Origin of the sequence: Bacillus sp. TH30 (assembly GCF_016650875.1) — a bacterium.
In the GTDB taxonomy this organism is placed as follows: domain Bacteria; phylum Bacillota; class Bacilli; order Bacillales; family Bacillaceae_G; genus Bacillus_A; species Bacillus_A mycoides.
This window is the reverse complement of the sequence record NZ_JAEKEY010000002.1, coordinates 2,062,540-2,077,374: the sequence shown is the minus strand read 5'-3', so window position 1 is coordinate 2,077,374 and position 14,835 is coordinate 2,062,540. Positions and strand designations below refer to the sequence as shown.

The window sequence follows — 14,835 nt, the reverse complement described above, 5'->3', positions numbered from 1 at the left end:
AGATACTCTCAAAAATAGTTGATAGACTATTTTGAGAGTATCTTTTTTATTGCTATGCTATTATATTTGTTTGTTTAATTTGTGCAGTATTTTATACTTTCTAAGCATAAATTTCATAGGAAAAGTCCTGTTTGATAGATGGAAAACATAGTATATAAAAATAGTGAATTTATAGGGATTATTATTTTTATATTTGTAATATTCTAATGTTATAATTCAGAATTTTGTGGAAATTAACCAGTCGGAGTACTTATAATAAAAATAAAAAGATGATGAGATGGTGGAATGATGCAAAAGAAAAAACGTTTGCGTGAATTCTTTGAAATAATTGCAATTGCATGTTTATTAGTGTTTTTGGCAAAAATCTTTTTGTTTTTCCCTACGACTGTAAAAGGAGCATCGATGAGACCGACGTTACAAGATGGAGATAAAGTGATTATTAATAAACTTGCAAAGAGATTTGAAAGTTATGAGAGAGAGGATATTATTGTCGTGAAGACAGATAATTTCTATGTGAAGAGAGTTATTGGATTGCCAGGAGATGTAATTGAGATGAAGAATGATCAATTATATGTTAATCATCAAGTGAAAAATGAAGAGTATTTAAAGAATAATAAAAAACAGGCAGAAAAATTACTTATCAATTTAACTGAAGATTTTGGACCGATTACAATTCCTAAAAATAAAATTTTTGTGATGGGAGATAATCGTTTAGTTAGTAGGGATAGTAGGAACGGCTTAGGGCTCATTGATAGAACAGAAGTATTAGGAAAGTTCATGGCGATATATTATCCATTTGAACATGTGAAAATTGTAGATTAAAAATAAGAAAAACCAAGCGAATTAGTTGCTTGGTTTTTCTTATTTAAACAGTTGGTGTTTTATTTATTGTTTCTTGTGAAGCAATATGTTCATTATTTTGGTCGATATTTAACATGAATTTTCGTTGTAACAATTGCAATTTAAAGAGTGTTAAAGGATCATGATAAGTTTCTGGGTTCGTTCTTAGCTTTGTTAATGTTTGCTCATCTTCTTGTATTTCAAGTTGGGCCGCTTCTACGGTTTGTTTCAATATGCTAAGAGGGTCTTTAAAGAACATCATGATATCCCGTTCTAGCGCACCTTCAAATACTTCAAATTGAAGGAAGAATTGTTTTGAAATCATCTGAGCAACTTCTGTATAATCTTCTGTTTCAATATATTGTTTATATTTATTTGATAGCATAGATTGATTTTTTTGCATATTACCGAATAATTTCCCTGCACTCTTTAAGAAGAATTGTGTCGGTGTAAAGCGTAATAAAATATTGATGTTAGCTACTGTAATTCTATTCGTCATTCTTGCAACATCTCTATCCCAGTCATCTAGTAATTTGAAATCACAAGGAAGTTTAATACGCTCTTCCTCATAGAGCTTATTAAAGGTATCGCTCATTTCATCTAAATAAGCCTGAGCTTGAATGAATTCATTATGAGCAGTTTCAATCCATTCTTGAATAGATCCAGTAAATTTAGGAAGAAGCACTTGCTGTACATGTTTTTGAATTCTTTCATTCATTGCTACATTTAGTTCTTCATGGACCAGTTTGAAATCACTATCTTCTTGAACGAGGTCAGAGCAACTCTGCAACAATTCAGGAATTTGAGAATGTATATCCTGCGTAATCTCTTCTTTCGTTAAGAGATAAGATTCTGTAATAGAACGAATTTTATCTTTTTGAATGGCAGTAAGATTATTAATAAAACCATCAAGTTTTACTAAAATATGTTTATTCCAGCGAACGGATTTCACTAACGTATTTTCTAATTCCACACGTTCATTTACAAGGTATGCAATTGTTTTTTGGATAAACCATAATAATTTTTCAATGCGTTCTTTTTCCACGTTACGCTGAGTAAGGTTAGAAAGAATAGAGTCTGTTACGTTACCTAGCTGTTCACTACTCTCTTGTGAAGGAGAGTAAGGGAAAAAGTGTGCTTCTGGGAAATGTACGAGTATTTTCTTTTTAATGCTGTTCGTGATATTTTCACTAGTATTCGTATCAATTGTTTGTAAGACGAATTTAATTTGTAAATTTGGTACTTGCTCACGAATATATAATAATGTATCGAGCTCTTCATCATGTAATGGTGAAGCTGAATTTAGGACATAGATGAGACTATCTGCTGCCTGTAAGTATTCAAAGTGAGAGCTGTTTTTGTCAAGTTGTCCATGCACAGTAGGTGTGACAAGGAATGAAAACTTATTTTTTCGTAAAAATCTACTTGGTAATTTAACTTCAATACATTTTCTTTCTAGTTTTGACTGAGAAGGTACCGCTAGTATGTTATGAAGTTCGTCAAAGTTTGGTATATTTCGTATATCTAGTTCTGTAAGCTCCGTTATTTCAGTTTGACTATCATCTTTAAATGTAATTGAAGTTGTTATAGCCTCATTTAATATATTTTCTCCTAGTATAGAGTTAATAAAGGCTGATTTATCATAATCGCTAGATCCTGCTACTAGAAGTTGTGTAACAGTTAAATCGTATAACTCACGAACAAGTAGTGTGAATTGATGACCTAAATCTACATCATTCTTCTCAGCCCATACAGCAATCGTTTCAAATAATGCTGATACGTCTGCCATATCAACATTTGCATGAGCTGATGCATTTGAAAGTAAGGCACATGCGCTTTTTACGAGTAATGATTCTAGAGTTGTCGGTGAAACTTCATTCCATGCTAATACTGCTGCGGAGACAAGTAAAGAATCTTCCGCTCTCATTAAACTAAACCAATTTGTTAATAAATCTGGTACAAGTCCTTGTAATTCGTGAATGAAATGTTGTCCAGTAATCAATTCGAAGTACGTCTCTTGATAGCGAGTAGAAATTTCATTCCAATCGTCATGAGCATCTACTTCAACATGTAAGAATAGGTGATTTATTGTTTGAATCCAAGGTAGATGGAATGATTCATTTTCATAGCTGTTCCAAAGTGAGATAACAAGCTCTTTAAATTGAACTTGATCAATTGTATATAAGGCTTTTAAAGATTCATAGAAATACTCAGGTTTAATTTTTTTAGTAAAGCCTCTGTTCACATAATTGATTAAAGTATCGAACCAGTGTAATGATTTTGTTCGAATTCCTTCTTGAACAGCGAGTTCAATAGCGTTATTCCAATCTTCTTGTTTTTCATAGAACGATCGAGCGATTGCAGTAATATTTGGATAGTCTGGTTGAAATGCAACAGCTTCGCTAATCGTCTTAAATGCTAGTCCTAAACGATTTTGCTCTATATAAAGGGAAAGAAGTTGTAGGGAAACTTCCATTGTAAGAGTTGTATCTTCTGTTTGGATAGATGTATAAATTTCTTCTGCTTTTGGCAAGAAATCTAATTCGAAATAAGCATCTGCAATATTCTTCATAGCCCAGAGAGCAAGTTCATTATTTACTTTCTCCCATTTGAATATAGCGGCTTCAAAGTCGTTAGTTTGAAAATAAACTTCACCTTGTGCAAAGCGAATATTAGATATATTGGAGAATTCATTCTTTGATTCATTTATATATGCTTCACCGAGTACTTCCGCTACCGGAATGGAAGAGTCTTCTGTTAAAAATGTTTTATAGTAAATCTTTTGGATAAATTGTTTTTCAATGGTCATGTTCGTTCCCCCTGTATAATTTAGAAAAATGATGTTGTATGTAAAAGGGTGCATGTTACTCTAATAGGTAGAAGTTGCATTATATAGACCAAACTATGTTTTTGCTAGATATATCATTTTTCTTGAGAGTTAAACCGTTGCAAAAAGTAACTTCCCTTTATTGTAACAAAAAAATAAGCCTATGAATTTTTATTTTTTTATCTCGCTATTTATAGGCAGTAAGACTTCTACTCCAAAATTGAGCGAATGCAAGGAAGTTAAGTGGGAGCCCTGCTGCCCGTAAAATCCCAATTGGTTCAGGCTAATAATCAGTGAGGATGGATAAAAAAAACCACTGATTAAATCTCTGTTTAAGGAATGGAATAGAAGTAGAGTTCATTATAAAAACAATGTATAGTGAATATGTATACCATGTTTGTCTTAAAGATAGAATGGGCACAATATGGAATAACGATCGTGCATAGGATGTGTCTTCCGAATGGAACAACATATTGGCGAGTTAATCGCACATTATGGTTATTTTGGAATTATTATAGCTTTAGCTGGCGGGATTGTTGGATTACCTATACCGGATGAGTTTTTGTTGACTTTTATTGGCTATAACATTTCAAAAGGAGTTATGTCCGGAACAGCTGCTTTTTTAAGTGGAATGGCAGGTGCAATGCTTGGCATTACATTAAGTTACATATTAGGTTTAAAACTTGGGCTCCCTGTTTTAAAAAAATATGGTCCGAAAGTTAGAATTAAGGAACATCATATTGAAAAAACACATATTTTATTTGAAAAATACGGTCCATTTCTTTTAATGATTGGTTACTTTATACCGGGAGTACGTCATTTAACAGCATATTTTGCGGGAGTTTCAAATTTAACATTTTGGCGTTTTTGCTTGTACGCTTACGGTGGTGCGCTCATTTGGATAAGTGTTTTTATCGGACTTGGCTGGAAGTTAGGAGAGAAGTGGCGATTTGTTGAGTATAGTTTACATCATTATGGAATATGGATTTTAATCATCTCAGCAGTTGTTACATGCATTGTATGGTTTTACATAAAGAAAAAGAAAAACCGCTAATAGCGGTTTTTTTAGCTGAAAGCAATAAATAATACACCAGCTGTAATAAAGACTACACCAATACCGGTCATAAAGTTTAACTTTTCACCTAATATAATCATCGCGAGAATAATGGAAAATACTACACTTAATTTATCGATAGGTGCTACTTGTGAAACTTTTCCTGTTTTTAACGCAAGAAAATAAAATAGCCATGACGAAGCACCAGCGATTCCACTTAATGTGATAAATAGCAGTGCTTTTTTATTTAGGAGGACATCACCGATATTTTGAAATTTACCTTGTATAATAATAACTCCTACCATAAATAATGCCATAATAATAGAGCGAACCGTTGTTGCGACGTTGGCATCGATTCCATCTAAGCCAATCTTTCCGAAAATAGATACGAGGGCAGCAGCAATTGCTGATAATAGTGCGAATAATAGCCATGAACTCATAGTGAAACTCCTCCAATCTTACATTATTATACATGAAAATCATTCTCATGTATAAAAAACGAAATAAACCCCCGCCCTATATATTTAATAAGGTGGGGTTTATTATACTACTCTGCTATTTCTTCATATAAAAAGTACGTTACATTATAAATATGCTCTACTTCATCATCAGTCATAAATAATAATTCGTCACGTTCAATCCCTTTTTTCTTTTCAATAAACTCAATCATGTTTTTTCGTTCTTCTCTTTTCATCAATTTTAATTTCTCCCCTCGATCTGTTTTAATACAGTTTATTTAAGTTACTGCTATTATATAACAGAATCTTTAGAAAGTTCCACCTATTTTATTGTTTTTTTCAGAAGAACCTTTCGACAAAACAAGCCCACCTAAGGGGGCTTGTTTTTATTTTATAGTCGTAAAAACTCGGGCTCGGTCGTACCAGCACCATCGATGTAATAAATTGTATCGGGATTGATTTTTATTAGTACGTAATTAGGGTCTTCCGCACCGAGTAACCAGCGTTTTAAGCTATTAGTCCAAAATTTGTTTTTTAATGTTTGATCTTCTTCGATGGAAGCGATACCTTCAACTTCAATGTAATCCTCATCTAATTTCTTTCCTTCACGTCCAAGTAGTACATGTACATTGGAATTTTTTTCAATATCTGTTATCTTTTTTGAATTTCGATCTGTTGCAACATATAGTACAAAATCTTCGTGGAAAAACATCATAAAGGCGCTATGTGGCTTATCGTTACGTACAGTAGATAATACACCAGTGCGTTGACCTTGAATAATAGTTGCGATTTTTTCTTTTAAGTGCATATTTTTAGCCTCTTTTCATAATTCATAATTTTTTCTGTCTGAACAAGATAATTTAAATATCTTTCATACTGTTTTCTTCAATCCGATTTTTTAAACGTAATTGTGATGAAATCGGACAAGTTAGGAGATGAATAATAATAATATCGAGGAGAAATACATACGATGGAAGGATGAAAAGCATGTTTAATAAAATATTTCTCATAGTAGCGCTTATAGGTGTACCACTTTCTGTAATCGGAAAAACACTTCATTGGCCACAAACTATTATGTTTGCTGTATACTGCATTACTATTATTGCATTAGCTGGTTTTATGGGGAGGGCGACAGAAAGTTTAGCAATTGTTTCTGGGCCTCGGATAGGTGGTTTATTAAATGCAACTTTCGGTAATGCCGTGGAACTTATCATTTCAATTTTTGCACTCCAGGCAGGATTAACAGAAGTTGTTTTAGCTTCCTTAACTGGTTCTGTACTTGGAAACTTATTACTGGTAGGAGGGTTATCCTTCTTTATAGGTGGCCTTAAGTATAAAAGACAAAGTTTCAATGTTTATGATGCAAGACATAATTCAGCTTTATTAATATTTGCTGTTGTCGTAGCCTTTGTTATTCCAGAGATTTTTTCAATGAAGATGGATGCTGGAAAGACGTATCAATTAAGTATCGGTGTTTCTATTATCATGATCATTATGTATCTTGCTGCATTGCTATTTAAGTTAGTTACGCACCGTGGTGTATATCAACATAAAAGTGATGAAGTAGCGCATGAGGAAGAGCCAGAGTGGTCCAAAGGTAAAGCGCTACTCATTTTAGCGATAGCAACACTTGCAGTTGCTTATGTGTCAGAGGCACTCGTACATACTTTTGAAACGGTCGCAAAGTCGTTTGGCTGGTCAGAGTTATTTATAGGGGTTATTATCGTTGCAATTGTTGGGAATGCAGCAGAACATGCATCTGCGATTATTATGGCATATAAAAATAAAGTAAATATCGCAGTAGAAATTGCAGTAGGTTCTACATTACAAATCGCCATGTTTGTTGCTCCTGCGTTAGTGCTTCTGTCGATGTTTTTTGCACAAAAGATGCCGTTAGTATTTACAATACCAGAGCTTGTTTCCATGATTACAGCTGTTTTCTTAACTATTGCTATTTCAAATGATGGGGATACAAACTGGTTTGAAGGAGGCACTTTATTAGCTGCGTATGTCATTATGGGAATTGGTTTTTATTTATTATGAAAAATAGGGATAACAATGCTTCAGAGGGAAAACACTAAATACAGTAATTTATATACCTTTACATAGGAAGGAGCCAGACAGGTGAAACGAGTATACAGCATATGTCTTTCAACCATGGTCTCGTTTATTTTATTATTTCCTAACAGTAGTTTTGCAAAGACAACGGTAGAAGTAAAAATGCCTTCATCTGTTTTAAATATTTCAAAGGATAATACATTTCCAAATGACGCACAAGATTTACCGCGTTTACAGCCAAGTAAGTTTGCGCAAGAACTATTGAAAACAGCAAATATCAAAATTGAAAACCCAGATTTAATTCGAATGTTTAATGAAACGACAATTTCGAATGCACCGCTTGCAGTAGGGTACCGAGCGAAAATTTATTTAGGGCAATGGGCATTAAATTATGAGTCAATAGACACATCGATTAATTGGGAATATAAGCAAGTAAATCGAAATGTATATGATAATCGTGGAGGGGATCGCTTATACCCACTTCGCTATAAGCAAGAAACCCAAAAGACAATCGAAGGTGATTTAACAGCAGATATGAAAGATACTACAGATGTGAAAAAAATGATGCTTCTAAAAGCGCTTGAAAAAGTACAATTGCCACTTTCATTTAAAACAACCATTGGTTATGGTACCGGACATGAGCGTGTTTATAATATTAGTCCAAGTCAACTTGGATATTTATATGCGTATACACCAGCAGTAAATGAAAAAGGAAAAGTAACATTTGGAGAAGTCTACCTTGTGTTAAAAGGGAATCAAAAAAAGCTTGTCGTGAAAAATATTACATCTCAAGGAATCGGAGCCGCTATTCCAATTCATGATCATTTATTTTTTAAATTTATTTCTTCATCGCATGCACAATGAAATAAAAAACGTCAGCCTATAAGCTGACGTCTTTTATTTATCCCGCTATTTGCGGGCAGTAAAACTCCCACCTCAAAATTCGGCTGGAGCAAAGAAGTTAGGTGGGAGGCCCTGCTGCCCGTAAACTCCCGATTGGTGTGGGCTAATAATCAGTGGGGGATGAACAAAACCCCCACTGATTAAAGTTTCACTTTATAACATAATGTTTGATGTTTTTGATAAGAAATCTTCTTTTGGATAGTAGCTATTTTTTACAAGAACATTTGGTCCAAGGCATTTCACGGCAGGACAATGGCAACTTAATGATTTTGCTGTTTTTGAGTCACACCATTTGTCGTAAGCTTCTTGTAGTGTATTTGTTTGTACATTACCTAGAAGCGGGACATCACCGAAGTCGGTCACGATAATATTTCCATCGAAAATATTTACGTTCAAACGAGAACGACCATCTGGATCATTGCGGACAGTTACATTTTTACTTTCATGTAATTTCTTTAGTGTAGCTAAATCGTGTTCATTATCACTACATGCATAGAAAGGTAATGTTCCGAATAACATCCACACATTTTCATCACGGATCTCTAATAAATGTTCAACTGCATTTCGAATTTCTTCTTTTGTTAAAATTTCAAGTGTGCTAGCGAAGTCACTCGGATACATCGGGTGAACTTCATGACGTTTACAGCCCATTTCTTCAACGATTTGACGGTGAATATGTTCAATATGTGGTAGAGTTCGTTTGTTTAACATAGTTTCGGCTGATACGAGTACACCTGCCTCTGATAGAGCTTTACTATTTGTAATCATTCTTTCAAATAATTTAGCGCGCTGTTCATAAGTAGGCTTACGCTCCATCATTGCAAATCCGCCTTCAACGAAGTCATCGATTGTTCCCCAGTTATGTGAAATGTGCAATACATCTAAGTAGGGAATAATTTGTTCGTAACGTGCTAAATCTATAGTTAAGTTTGAGTTGATTTGAGTGCGAACGCCTCGTTCATGGGCGTATTTTAAGAGTGGTGTTACATAGTTGTCGACGGATTTTTTTGAAAGCATAGGTTCTCCGCCTGTAATACTTAAAGAACGTAAATGAGGAATCTCATCTAATCGTTTTAATAAAAGCTCCATCGGAAGCGGGTTTGGATCTTTCGGCTGTAATGTGTAACCAACAGCGCAATGCTCGCAACGCATATTGCATAACGTCGTCGTTGTAAACTCAACGTTTGTTAATAGTAGTTTGCCGTACTCTTCAAGGTCCATATACGCTTCCCATGGATCGTAAGAAGGAGTAATCGGCTTCATTATTTGTGATATCGTCATATGAAATACTCCTTTGACTATTGAAATAACAATTTGTCCATTCTCTATAATAGAAGAATATGTGCTTTTTATAAAGTGAAACTTTTTTGTGAAAAAAGAGAGAGGGCTTACATTATAATGAATTACTGTGAAAAAATTGATGAAATTACATGCCCCATAGCAATCATTTTTGCGGTATAATAAAAGCAACTCGAATTAAAAGGAGAGTGCCTTCATGGGAAAAGCAATTCAAGGTAAAGATTCACAACTAGTATATTTGAAAGAACGTTTAAATATGTTCATTGAAGTAATTGATACGATTGAACCAGAAGAGGTAGAATTAGAGGATGTAGATCGTCTTCTTGCAATGTTAGATGAATTAGAACTGAAATGTGAGCAATTTAAAAAAGACGAATAATATATTAAAAAGGCTGCCACTACAAAATTGGCAGCCTTTTTCTGTACGGATAATAGAAGGAATATAGAAAAAAAGGTATAATCAAATTGTGAAAAATTTCATTTATACTTTAATAGCATGAAATAAATAAAAAGCTGAAGAGCATAACAATGGAATTTTCATCTCATAACGTTTTGGTAGCGTTCACAATTGAGGGGGAAGTACAATGGAAAAGCTTCAAGAAAGCATGTATCAACTAGTTGTTGAAACGTCAACGAACTTACCGAAGGATGTTCGTCGTGCGATTCAACAAGCGAAAGAGCGAGAAAATGCAGGGACTCGTTCAGCGATGGCACTTGGCACAATTACGAATAACATTAAAATGGCAGATGATAATATCTCGCCAATTTGCCAAGATACAGGGATGCCAACGTTTAAAATTTATACACCAGTTGGTGTGAATCAATTAAAAGTGAAGGAAGCTATCTATAGTGCGCTTGAGCGGGCGACAAAAGATGGTAAACTTCGTCCAAACTCTGTTGATTCTCTTTTTGGGGACAATAGCGGAAACAATTTAGGACCAGGTACACCTGTTATTAAGTTTGAACAATGGGAAAAAGATTACATTGATGCACGTTTAATTTTAAAGGGCGGCGGTTGTGAGAATAAAAATATTCAATATAGCCTGCCTTGTGAAATAGAAGGACTTGGACGAGCTGGGCGTGATTTAGAAGGAATTCGTAAATGCCTTCTTCATGCAGTATATCAAGCGCAAGGTCAAGGGTGTAGCGCAGGAGTAATCGGCGTCGGTATCGGGGGAGACCGCACATCAGGTTACGAATTAGCAAAAAATCAATTATTCCGTACATTAGATGATGTAAATCCAGTTCCAGAATTACACAAGCTTGAAGAGTACGTATTAGAGAATGCGAATAAGCTTGGCATTGGTACGATGGGATTTGGCGGAGAAACAACTTTATTAGGTTGCAAAGTTGGAGTATATAATCGTTTGCCAGCGAGCTTCTACGTATCTGTTGCGTATAATTGTTGGGCATATCGTCGTCTTGGCGTAACAATTCATCCTGAAACAGGTGAAATTATGGATTGGTTATACCAAGAAGGTGAAGATACGCTTCAACAAGATGCTGCGCAAGAACAAACAGAGCAGCGTGAAATCGTATTACAAGCTCCAATTACAGAAGAGCAAATTCGTGAACTTCGTGTTGGTGATGTTGTTACAATTAACGGCATGATGTATACAGGACGTGATGCGATTCATAAACATTTAATGGATAACGATTGTCCAGTAGATTTAAAGGGACAAATTATTTATCATTGTGGTCCAGTTGTAGTGAAAGATGAGAATGACAATTGGCAAATTAAAGCGGCAGGTCCAACGACAAGTATTCGTGAAGAGCCATATCAAGGCGATATTATGAAAAAGTTCGGTATTCGTGCTGTAATTGGTAAAGGTGGTATGGGTGCTAAAACATTAGCAGCTTTAGAAGAACACGGTGGTGTGTACTTAAATGCAATTGGTGGTGCAGCGCAATATTATGCTGAATGTATTAAAGAAGTGAAAGATGTTGATTTCTTACAATTCGGTATCCCAGAGGCAATGTGGCATTTACGTATCGATGGTTTTAAAGCAGTTGTAACGATGGATTCTCATGGTAAAAGTCTACATGCTGATGTTGATAAAACATCACTTGAAAAATTGGCGAGCTTTAAAGAACCTGTATTTAAGTAAAGAGAAGTGCATCTCGAATTATTCGAGGTGCATTTTTTTGGTATATATAGAAAAACATGTTCAGCATGAAAGAAAGCAGGGAAACAGAAACTACAGGTACGATTATATATGGAAAGGAGACTATTTATGAAATATAAATGGTTATATATAGGTCTCATTTTTTCAATTATGATGGCACTTGTTCCAGTTTCAACATTTGCTTATACGAATACACCACATAACTGGGGAATCCCACGTCCTAAAAATGAAACGGTGCCAGATGCAGGGAAACTATATACAGAATTACTACAAAAAAATGGTGGGTTTTATTTAGGAGATACGAAGAAAAAAGATATTTATTTAACATTTGATAATGGATACGAAAATGGATATACAGGAAAGATTTTAGATGTACTGAAGGAGAAAAAAGTACCAGCAACTTTCTTTGTGACGGGACATTATATAAAAACACAAAAAGATTTATTATTAAGAATGAAAAATGAAGGACATATTATTGGTAATCATTCTTGGAGTCATCCAGATTTTACAACAGTAAATGATGCAAAACTTCGTGAAGAATTAACGAGCGTAACGGAAGAGATTAAAAAAGTTACTGGGCAAAAAGAAGTGAAATATGTACGCCCTCCGCGAGGCGTGTTTAGTGAAAGAACGCTAGCGCTTACGAAAGACATGGGATATTATAACGTGTTTTGGTCGCTTGCATTTCTTGATTGGAAAGTAGATCAGCAAAGAGGATGGCAATACGCTCATAATAATGTAATGACTATGATTCATCCAGGATCTGTTTTGTTACTTCATGCAATATCAAAAGATAATGCAGAAGCACTTGCGAAAATCATTGATGATTTGCGCGAGAAAGGGTATCATTTTAAAAGCCTAGATGATTTAGTAAAAAGCAATCAACCGTAAGCATGTATGCTTGCGGTTTTCTCATGCTATAATGATGTGTAAAAAGGATGGGGAAACGTATGTGGAGCGAACATGTTACGTTAGAATATCCGTACCATTTTGAGGAAGTACTAAAGCGTTTATCTTTCGACCCGTTAAACGTTATTCAATTAGACGAGAAAGTAATTTATGTCCCGCTTTTTATAGACGAAGAACAGATTGTTGTTCGTTTGCAAGGGATTGGTACTGTTCAAAATCCACAGTTTTGGATCTCTAGTCAGGCAGGAGATCAAGAGAAAGTAATGAAACGAATGAGATCCATTTTTCACTGGAATGAACCGTTTCAAAATATACAAAATCATTTTTTAAACACATCATTACGTCCACTATTTGAAACATATGCTTATACTCCAATTATTTTAGAATTTGATTATTTCGCTTGTCTTCTTCGCTGTATTATTCATCAACAAATAAATTTGAAATTTGCTACTGTGCTAACAGATCAATTTGTAAAACGATATGGGACAGAGAAGAACGGCGTTTTCTTTTTCCCAACACCAGAAAGAGTAGCAAACATTTCAATAGAAGAATTGAGAGAGCAGAAGTTTAGTCAGCGAAAAGCCGAATATATAGTAGGATTAGCAAAACATATTGTAGGCGGTAAATTAGATTTAGCAAGGATACAAAACGAAACAGAAGAAGAAGTATCGGCACAATTGTTACCAATAAGGGGTATTGGAGCATGGACAGTGCAAAACTTTTTAATGTTTGGGCTTGGTCGGAAAAATATGTTTCCAAAAGCAGACATTGGAATTCAGCGCGCAGTGCAAGGTGTATTTCAATTAGATAATAAGCCTGATGATGCATTTTTAGAAAAAGTGAAACAAGAGTGTGAACCATATTGCAGTTATGCAGCGTTATATTTATGGAAAAGTATAGAGTAGAGGTGTAATAATGATACAAAAGCAACAAGAGAGTAAGTTGGAAGTTGGTCAAACGTTTCCTGTGACAATTAAACGTCTTGGGATTAACGGAGAAGGCGTTGGTTATTTTAAGAGACAAGTTGTTTTCATTCCAGGGGCATTACCAGGAGAAGAAGTTGTTGCTGAAGCAACGAAAATTCAGCGTGGCTTCGCTGAAGCGAAAGTGAAAAAAGTTCGTAAATCCTCACCACATCGTGTGAAAGCACCATGTTCAGTATATGAGGAGTGTGGTGGCTGTCAATTGCAGCATTTAGATTATAAAGAACAATTAAATCAAAAGCGTGATATCGTTGTACAAGCATTTGAGAAGTACATGAATAACAGTCTGGAAGAGAAAATTCGTCCGACGCTTGGTATGGAAAATCCATGGCATTATCGTAATAAAAGTCAATTGCAAGTGGGGCGTAAAGACGAAAAGGTTATTACAGGGTTATATAAGCAAAACTCACATCAGTTAATTGATATTTCTCATTGCATGATTCAACATAAAGCAACGAATGAAGCGACAAAAGTTGTAAGACGTATATTAGAAAAATTAAATGTTTCTATTTACAATGAGAAAAAACAAAAAGGTTTAGTACGCACAATTGTGACACGTACTGCAGTTCAAACAGGGGAAGTGCAAGTCACACTTATTACAACAAAAGAAGAATTACCAAATAAAGATCAATTTATCGCAGAAGTGCAAAAACAAATGCCAAGTGTTAAATCAATTATGCAAAACGTAAACTGGCGTAAAACATCTGTTATTTTCGGTGATAAAACATTTAAATTAGCTGGAAAAGAAGTAATTCAAGAAACACTAGGTGATTTATCATTTGAATTATCAGCACGCGCATTCTTCCAATTAAATCCAGAACAAACGGTTGTTTTATACGATGAAGCGAAAAAAGCAGCTGCTTTAACAGGAAACGAGAAGATTGTGGATGCGTATTGCGGTGTCGGTACAATTGGACTTTGGCTTGCGAATGATGCAGCGGAAGTACGTGGTATGGATGTAATTCCAGAAGCGATTGAAGATGCAAAGAAAAATGCAAAACGCCACGGATTCACAAATGCAAAGTATGAAGCTGGTAAAGCGGAACAATGGTTACCAAAGTGGGTAAAAGAAGGCTGGCGTCCAGATGTCATTGTTGTCGACCCACCGCGTACAGGTTGTGATGATAAATTACTTGAAACGATTTTAAAAGTGAAACCGAAACAAGTTGTTTACGTGTCTTGTAACCCTTCCTCATTAGCACGTGATGTGGAAACATTAATGGAGAGCTATGAAGTGGAGTATGTACAACCAGTTGATATGTTCCCACATACTGCGCATGTAGAAAATGTAGTGAAACTTGTTAGAAAGTAACATTCAATAAGGATATGTCCCTCACAAAGCAGGAGCTATGTGAGGGTATATTTTATTTAGCGAATG

14 protein-coding genes are annotated in these 14,835 nt (G+C 34.9%); 9 read left to right on the top strand and 5 right to left on the bottom strand.

Annotated features, from left to right (window positions below; translation table 11 throughout):
* Nucleotides 1-285 precede the first annotated feature (285 nt).
* Nucleotides 286-822: a signal peptidase I gene (lepB, locus tag JFU20_RS12860; protein WP_002010249.1), complete on the top strand. Its 537-nt coding sequence runs from the start codon at nucleotides 286-288 to the stop codon at nucleotides 820-822.
* A gap of 43 nt (nucleotides 823-865) precedes the next feature.
* Here lepB and JFU20_RS12855 read toward each other — a convergent pair whose 3' ends face one another.
* A complete protein-coding gene (locus tag JFU20_RS12855; protein WP_201038676.1) occupies nucleotides 866-3,649 on the bottom strand; it encodes a tetratricopeptide repeat protein in 2,784 nt (927 codons plus the stop codon).
* Nucleotides 3,650-4,127: 478 nt separating this feature from the next.
* Between JFU20_RS12855 and JFU20_RS12850 the strand changes: the two genes are divergently transcribed.
* Entirely contained in the window at nucleotides 4,128-4,721 is a 594-nt protein-coding gene (locus JFU20_RS12850; protein WP_002010251.1) for a DedA family protein, read from the top strand.
* An 11-nt stretch (nucleotides 4,722-4,732) separates the two neighbouring features.
* Here the strand turns inward: JFU20_RS12850 and JFU20_RS12845 are convergent, their stop codons facing one another.
* From JFU20_RS12845 to JFU20_RS12835, 3 genes are all read right to left on the bottom strand, one after another.
* Nucleotides 4,733-5,161 carry an EamA family transporter gene (locus JFU20_RS12845; protein ID WP_002029573.1) on the bottom strand — a complete coding sequence of 143 codons (429 nt, stop codon included), beginning with the start codon at nucleotides 5,159-5,161 and terminating at the stop codon, nucleotides 4,733-4,735.
* 107 nt (nucleotides 5,162-5,268) lie between these two features.
* A complete protein-coding gene (locus tag JFU20_RS12840; protein ID WP_000817786.1) occupies nucleotides 5,269-5,415 on the bottom strand; it encodes a BH0509 family protein in 147 nt (48 codons plus the stop codon).
* A gap of 155 nt (nucleotides 5,416-5,570) precedes the next feature.
* Nucleotides 5,571-5,987, bottom strand: a complete 417-nt coding sequence (locus JFU20_RS12835; RefSeq protein WP_002010256.1) for a pyridoxamine 5'-phosphate oxidase family protein — start codon at nucleotides 5,985-5,987, stop codon at nucleotides 5,571-5,573.
* Nucleotides 5,988-6,166: 179 nt separating this feature from the next.
* Here JFU20_RS12835 and cax point away from each other — a divergent pair, with 179 nt between their 5' ends.
* Together cax and JFU20_RS12825 are read left to right on the top strand one after the other, a co-directional pair.
* The gene (gene cax, locus JFU20_RS12830) at nucleotides 6,167-7,222 is read left to right on the top strand and encodes a calcium/proton exchanger (RefSeq protein ID WP_201038675.1); all 1,056 of its coding nucleotides are present in this window, start codon (nucleotides 6,167-6,169) and stop codon (nucleotides 7,220-7,222) included.
* Between the two features lie 81 nt (nucleotides 7,223-7,303).
* The gene (locus JFU20_RS12825) at nucleotides 7,304-8,101 is read left to right on the top strand and encodes a YfkD famly protein (protein ID WP_201038674.1); all 798 of its coding nucleotides are present in this window, start codon (nucleotides 7,304-7,306) and stop codon (nucleotides 8,099-8,101) included.
* Nucleotides 8,102-8,293: 192 nt separating this feature from the next.
* On the opposite strand, the gene yfkAB is transcribed toward JFU20_RS12825, so the two are convergent.
* On the bottom strand, nucleotides 8,294-9,421 hold the full coding sequence (gene yfkAB, locus JFU20_RS12820; RefSeq protein WP_002125019.1) for a radical SAM/CxCxxxxC motif protein YfkAB: 1,128 nt from the start codon (nucleotides 9,419-9,421) through the stop codon (nucleotides 8,294-8,296).
* A gap of 214 nt (nucleotides 9,422-9,635) precedes the next feature.
* Here yfkAB and JFU20_RS12815 point away from each other — a divergent pair, with 214 nt between their 5' ends.
* The 5 genes from JFU20_RS12815 (at nucleotide 9,636) to rlmD (ending at nucleotide 14,769) form a co-directional block, all read left to right on the top strand.
* Nucleotides 9,636-9,818, top strand: coding sequence for an SE1561 family protein (locus JFU20_RS12815; RefSeq protein WP_002010264.1), 183 nt, complete (start codon nucleotides 9,636-9,638; stop codon nucleotides 9,816-9,818).
* Between the two features lie 205 nt (nucleotides 9,819-10,023).
* Nucleotides 10,024-11,547 (top strand): class I fumarate hydratase, encoded by a 1,524-nt coding sequence (gene fumA / locus JFU20_RS12810; protein WP_002166994.1) that lies wholly within the window; start codon nucleotides 10,024-10,026, stop codon nucleotides 11,545-11,547.
* A gap of 126 nt (nucleotides 11,548-11,673) precedes the next feature.
* Nucleotides 11,674-12,456 carry a delta-lactam-biosynthetic de-N-acetylase gene (gene pdaA, locus JFU20_RS12805; RefSeq protein WP_002029593.1) on the top strand — a complete coding sequence of 261 codons (783 nt, stop codon included), beginning with the start codon at nucleotides 11,674-11,676 and terminating at the stop codon, nucleotides 12,454-12,456.
* A gap of 59 nt (nucleotides 12,457-12,515) precedes the next feature.
* On the top strand, nucleotides 12,516-13,379 hold the full coding sequence (locus JFU20_RS12800) for a DNA-3-methyladenine glycosylase family protein (protein ID WP_002125025.1): 864 nt from the start codon (nucleotides 12,516-12,518) through the stop codon (nucleotides 13,377-13,379).
* 10 nt (nucleotides 13,380-13,389) lie between these two features.
* Nucleotides 13,390-14,769, top strand: a complete 1,380-nt coding sequence (gene rlmD / locus JFU20_RS12795) for a 23S rRNA (uracil(1939)-C(5))-methyltransferase RlmD (RefSeq protein ID WP_002029595.1) — start codon at nucleotides 13,390-13,392, stop codon at nucleotides 14,767-14,769.
* Nucleotides 14,770-14,835 lie beyond the last annotated feature (66 nt).

Bases quoted from the DNA above. Each gene is read 5' to 3' on its own strand.
- lepB (WP_002010249.1), top strand. From the start codon at position 286: ATGATGCAAAAGAAAAAACGTTTGCGTGAATTCTTTGAAATAATTGCA.
- JFU20_RS12855 (WP_201038676.1), bottom strand. From the start codon at position 3,649: ATGACCATTGAAAAACAATTTATCCAAAAGATTTACTATAAAACATTT.
- JFU20_RS12850 (WP_002010251.1), top strand. From the start codon at position 4,128: ATGGAACAACATATTGGCGAGTTAATCGCACATTATGGTTATTTTGGA.
- JFU20_RS12845 (WP_002029573.1), bottom strand. From the start codon at position 5,161: ATGAGTTCATGGCTATTATTCGCACTATTATCAGCAATTGCTGCTGCC.
- JFU20_RS12840 (WP_000817786.1), bottom strand. From the start codon at position 5,415: ATGAAAAGAGAAGAACGAAAAAACATGATTGAGTTTATTGAAAAGAAA.
- JFU20_RS12835 (WP_002010256.1), bottom strand. From the start codon at position 5,987: ATGCACTTAAAAGAAAAAATCGCAACTATTATTCAAGGTCAACGCACT.
- cax (WP_201038675.1), top strand. From the start codon at position 6,167: ATGTTTAATAAAATATTTCTCATAGTAGCGCTTATAGGTGTACCACTT.
- yfkAB (WP_002125019.1), bottom strand. From the start codon at position 9,421: ATGACGATATCACAAATAATGAAGCCGATTACTCCTTCTTACGATCCA.
- JFU20_RS12815 (WP_002010264.1), top strand. From the start codon at position 9,636: ATGGGAAAAGCAATTCAAGGTAAAGATTCACAACTAGTATATTTGAAA.
- fumA (WP_002166994.1), top strand. From the start codon at position 10,024: ATGGAAAAGCTTCAAGAAAGCATGTATCAACTAGTTGTTGAAACGTCA.
- pdaA (WP_002029593.1), top strand. From the start codon at position 11,674: ATGAAATATAAATGGTTATATATAGGTCTCATTTTTTCAATTATGATG.
- JFU20_RS12800 (WP_002125025.1), top strand. From the start codon at position 12,516: ATGTGGAGCGAACATGTTACGTTAGAATATCCGTACCATTTTGAGGAA.
- rlmD (WP_002029595.1), top strand. From the start codon at position 13,390: ATGATACAAAAGCAACAAGAGAGTAAGTTGGAAGTTGGTCAAACGTTT.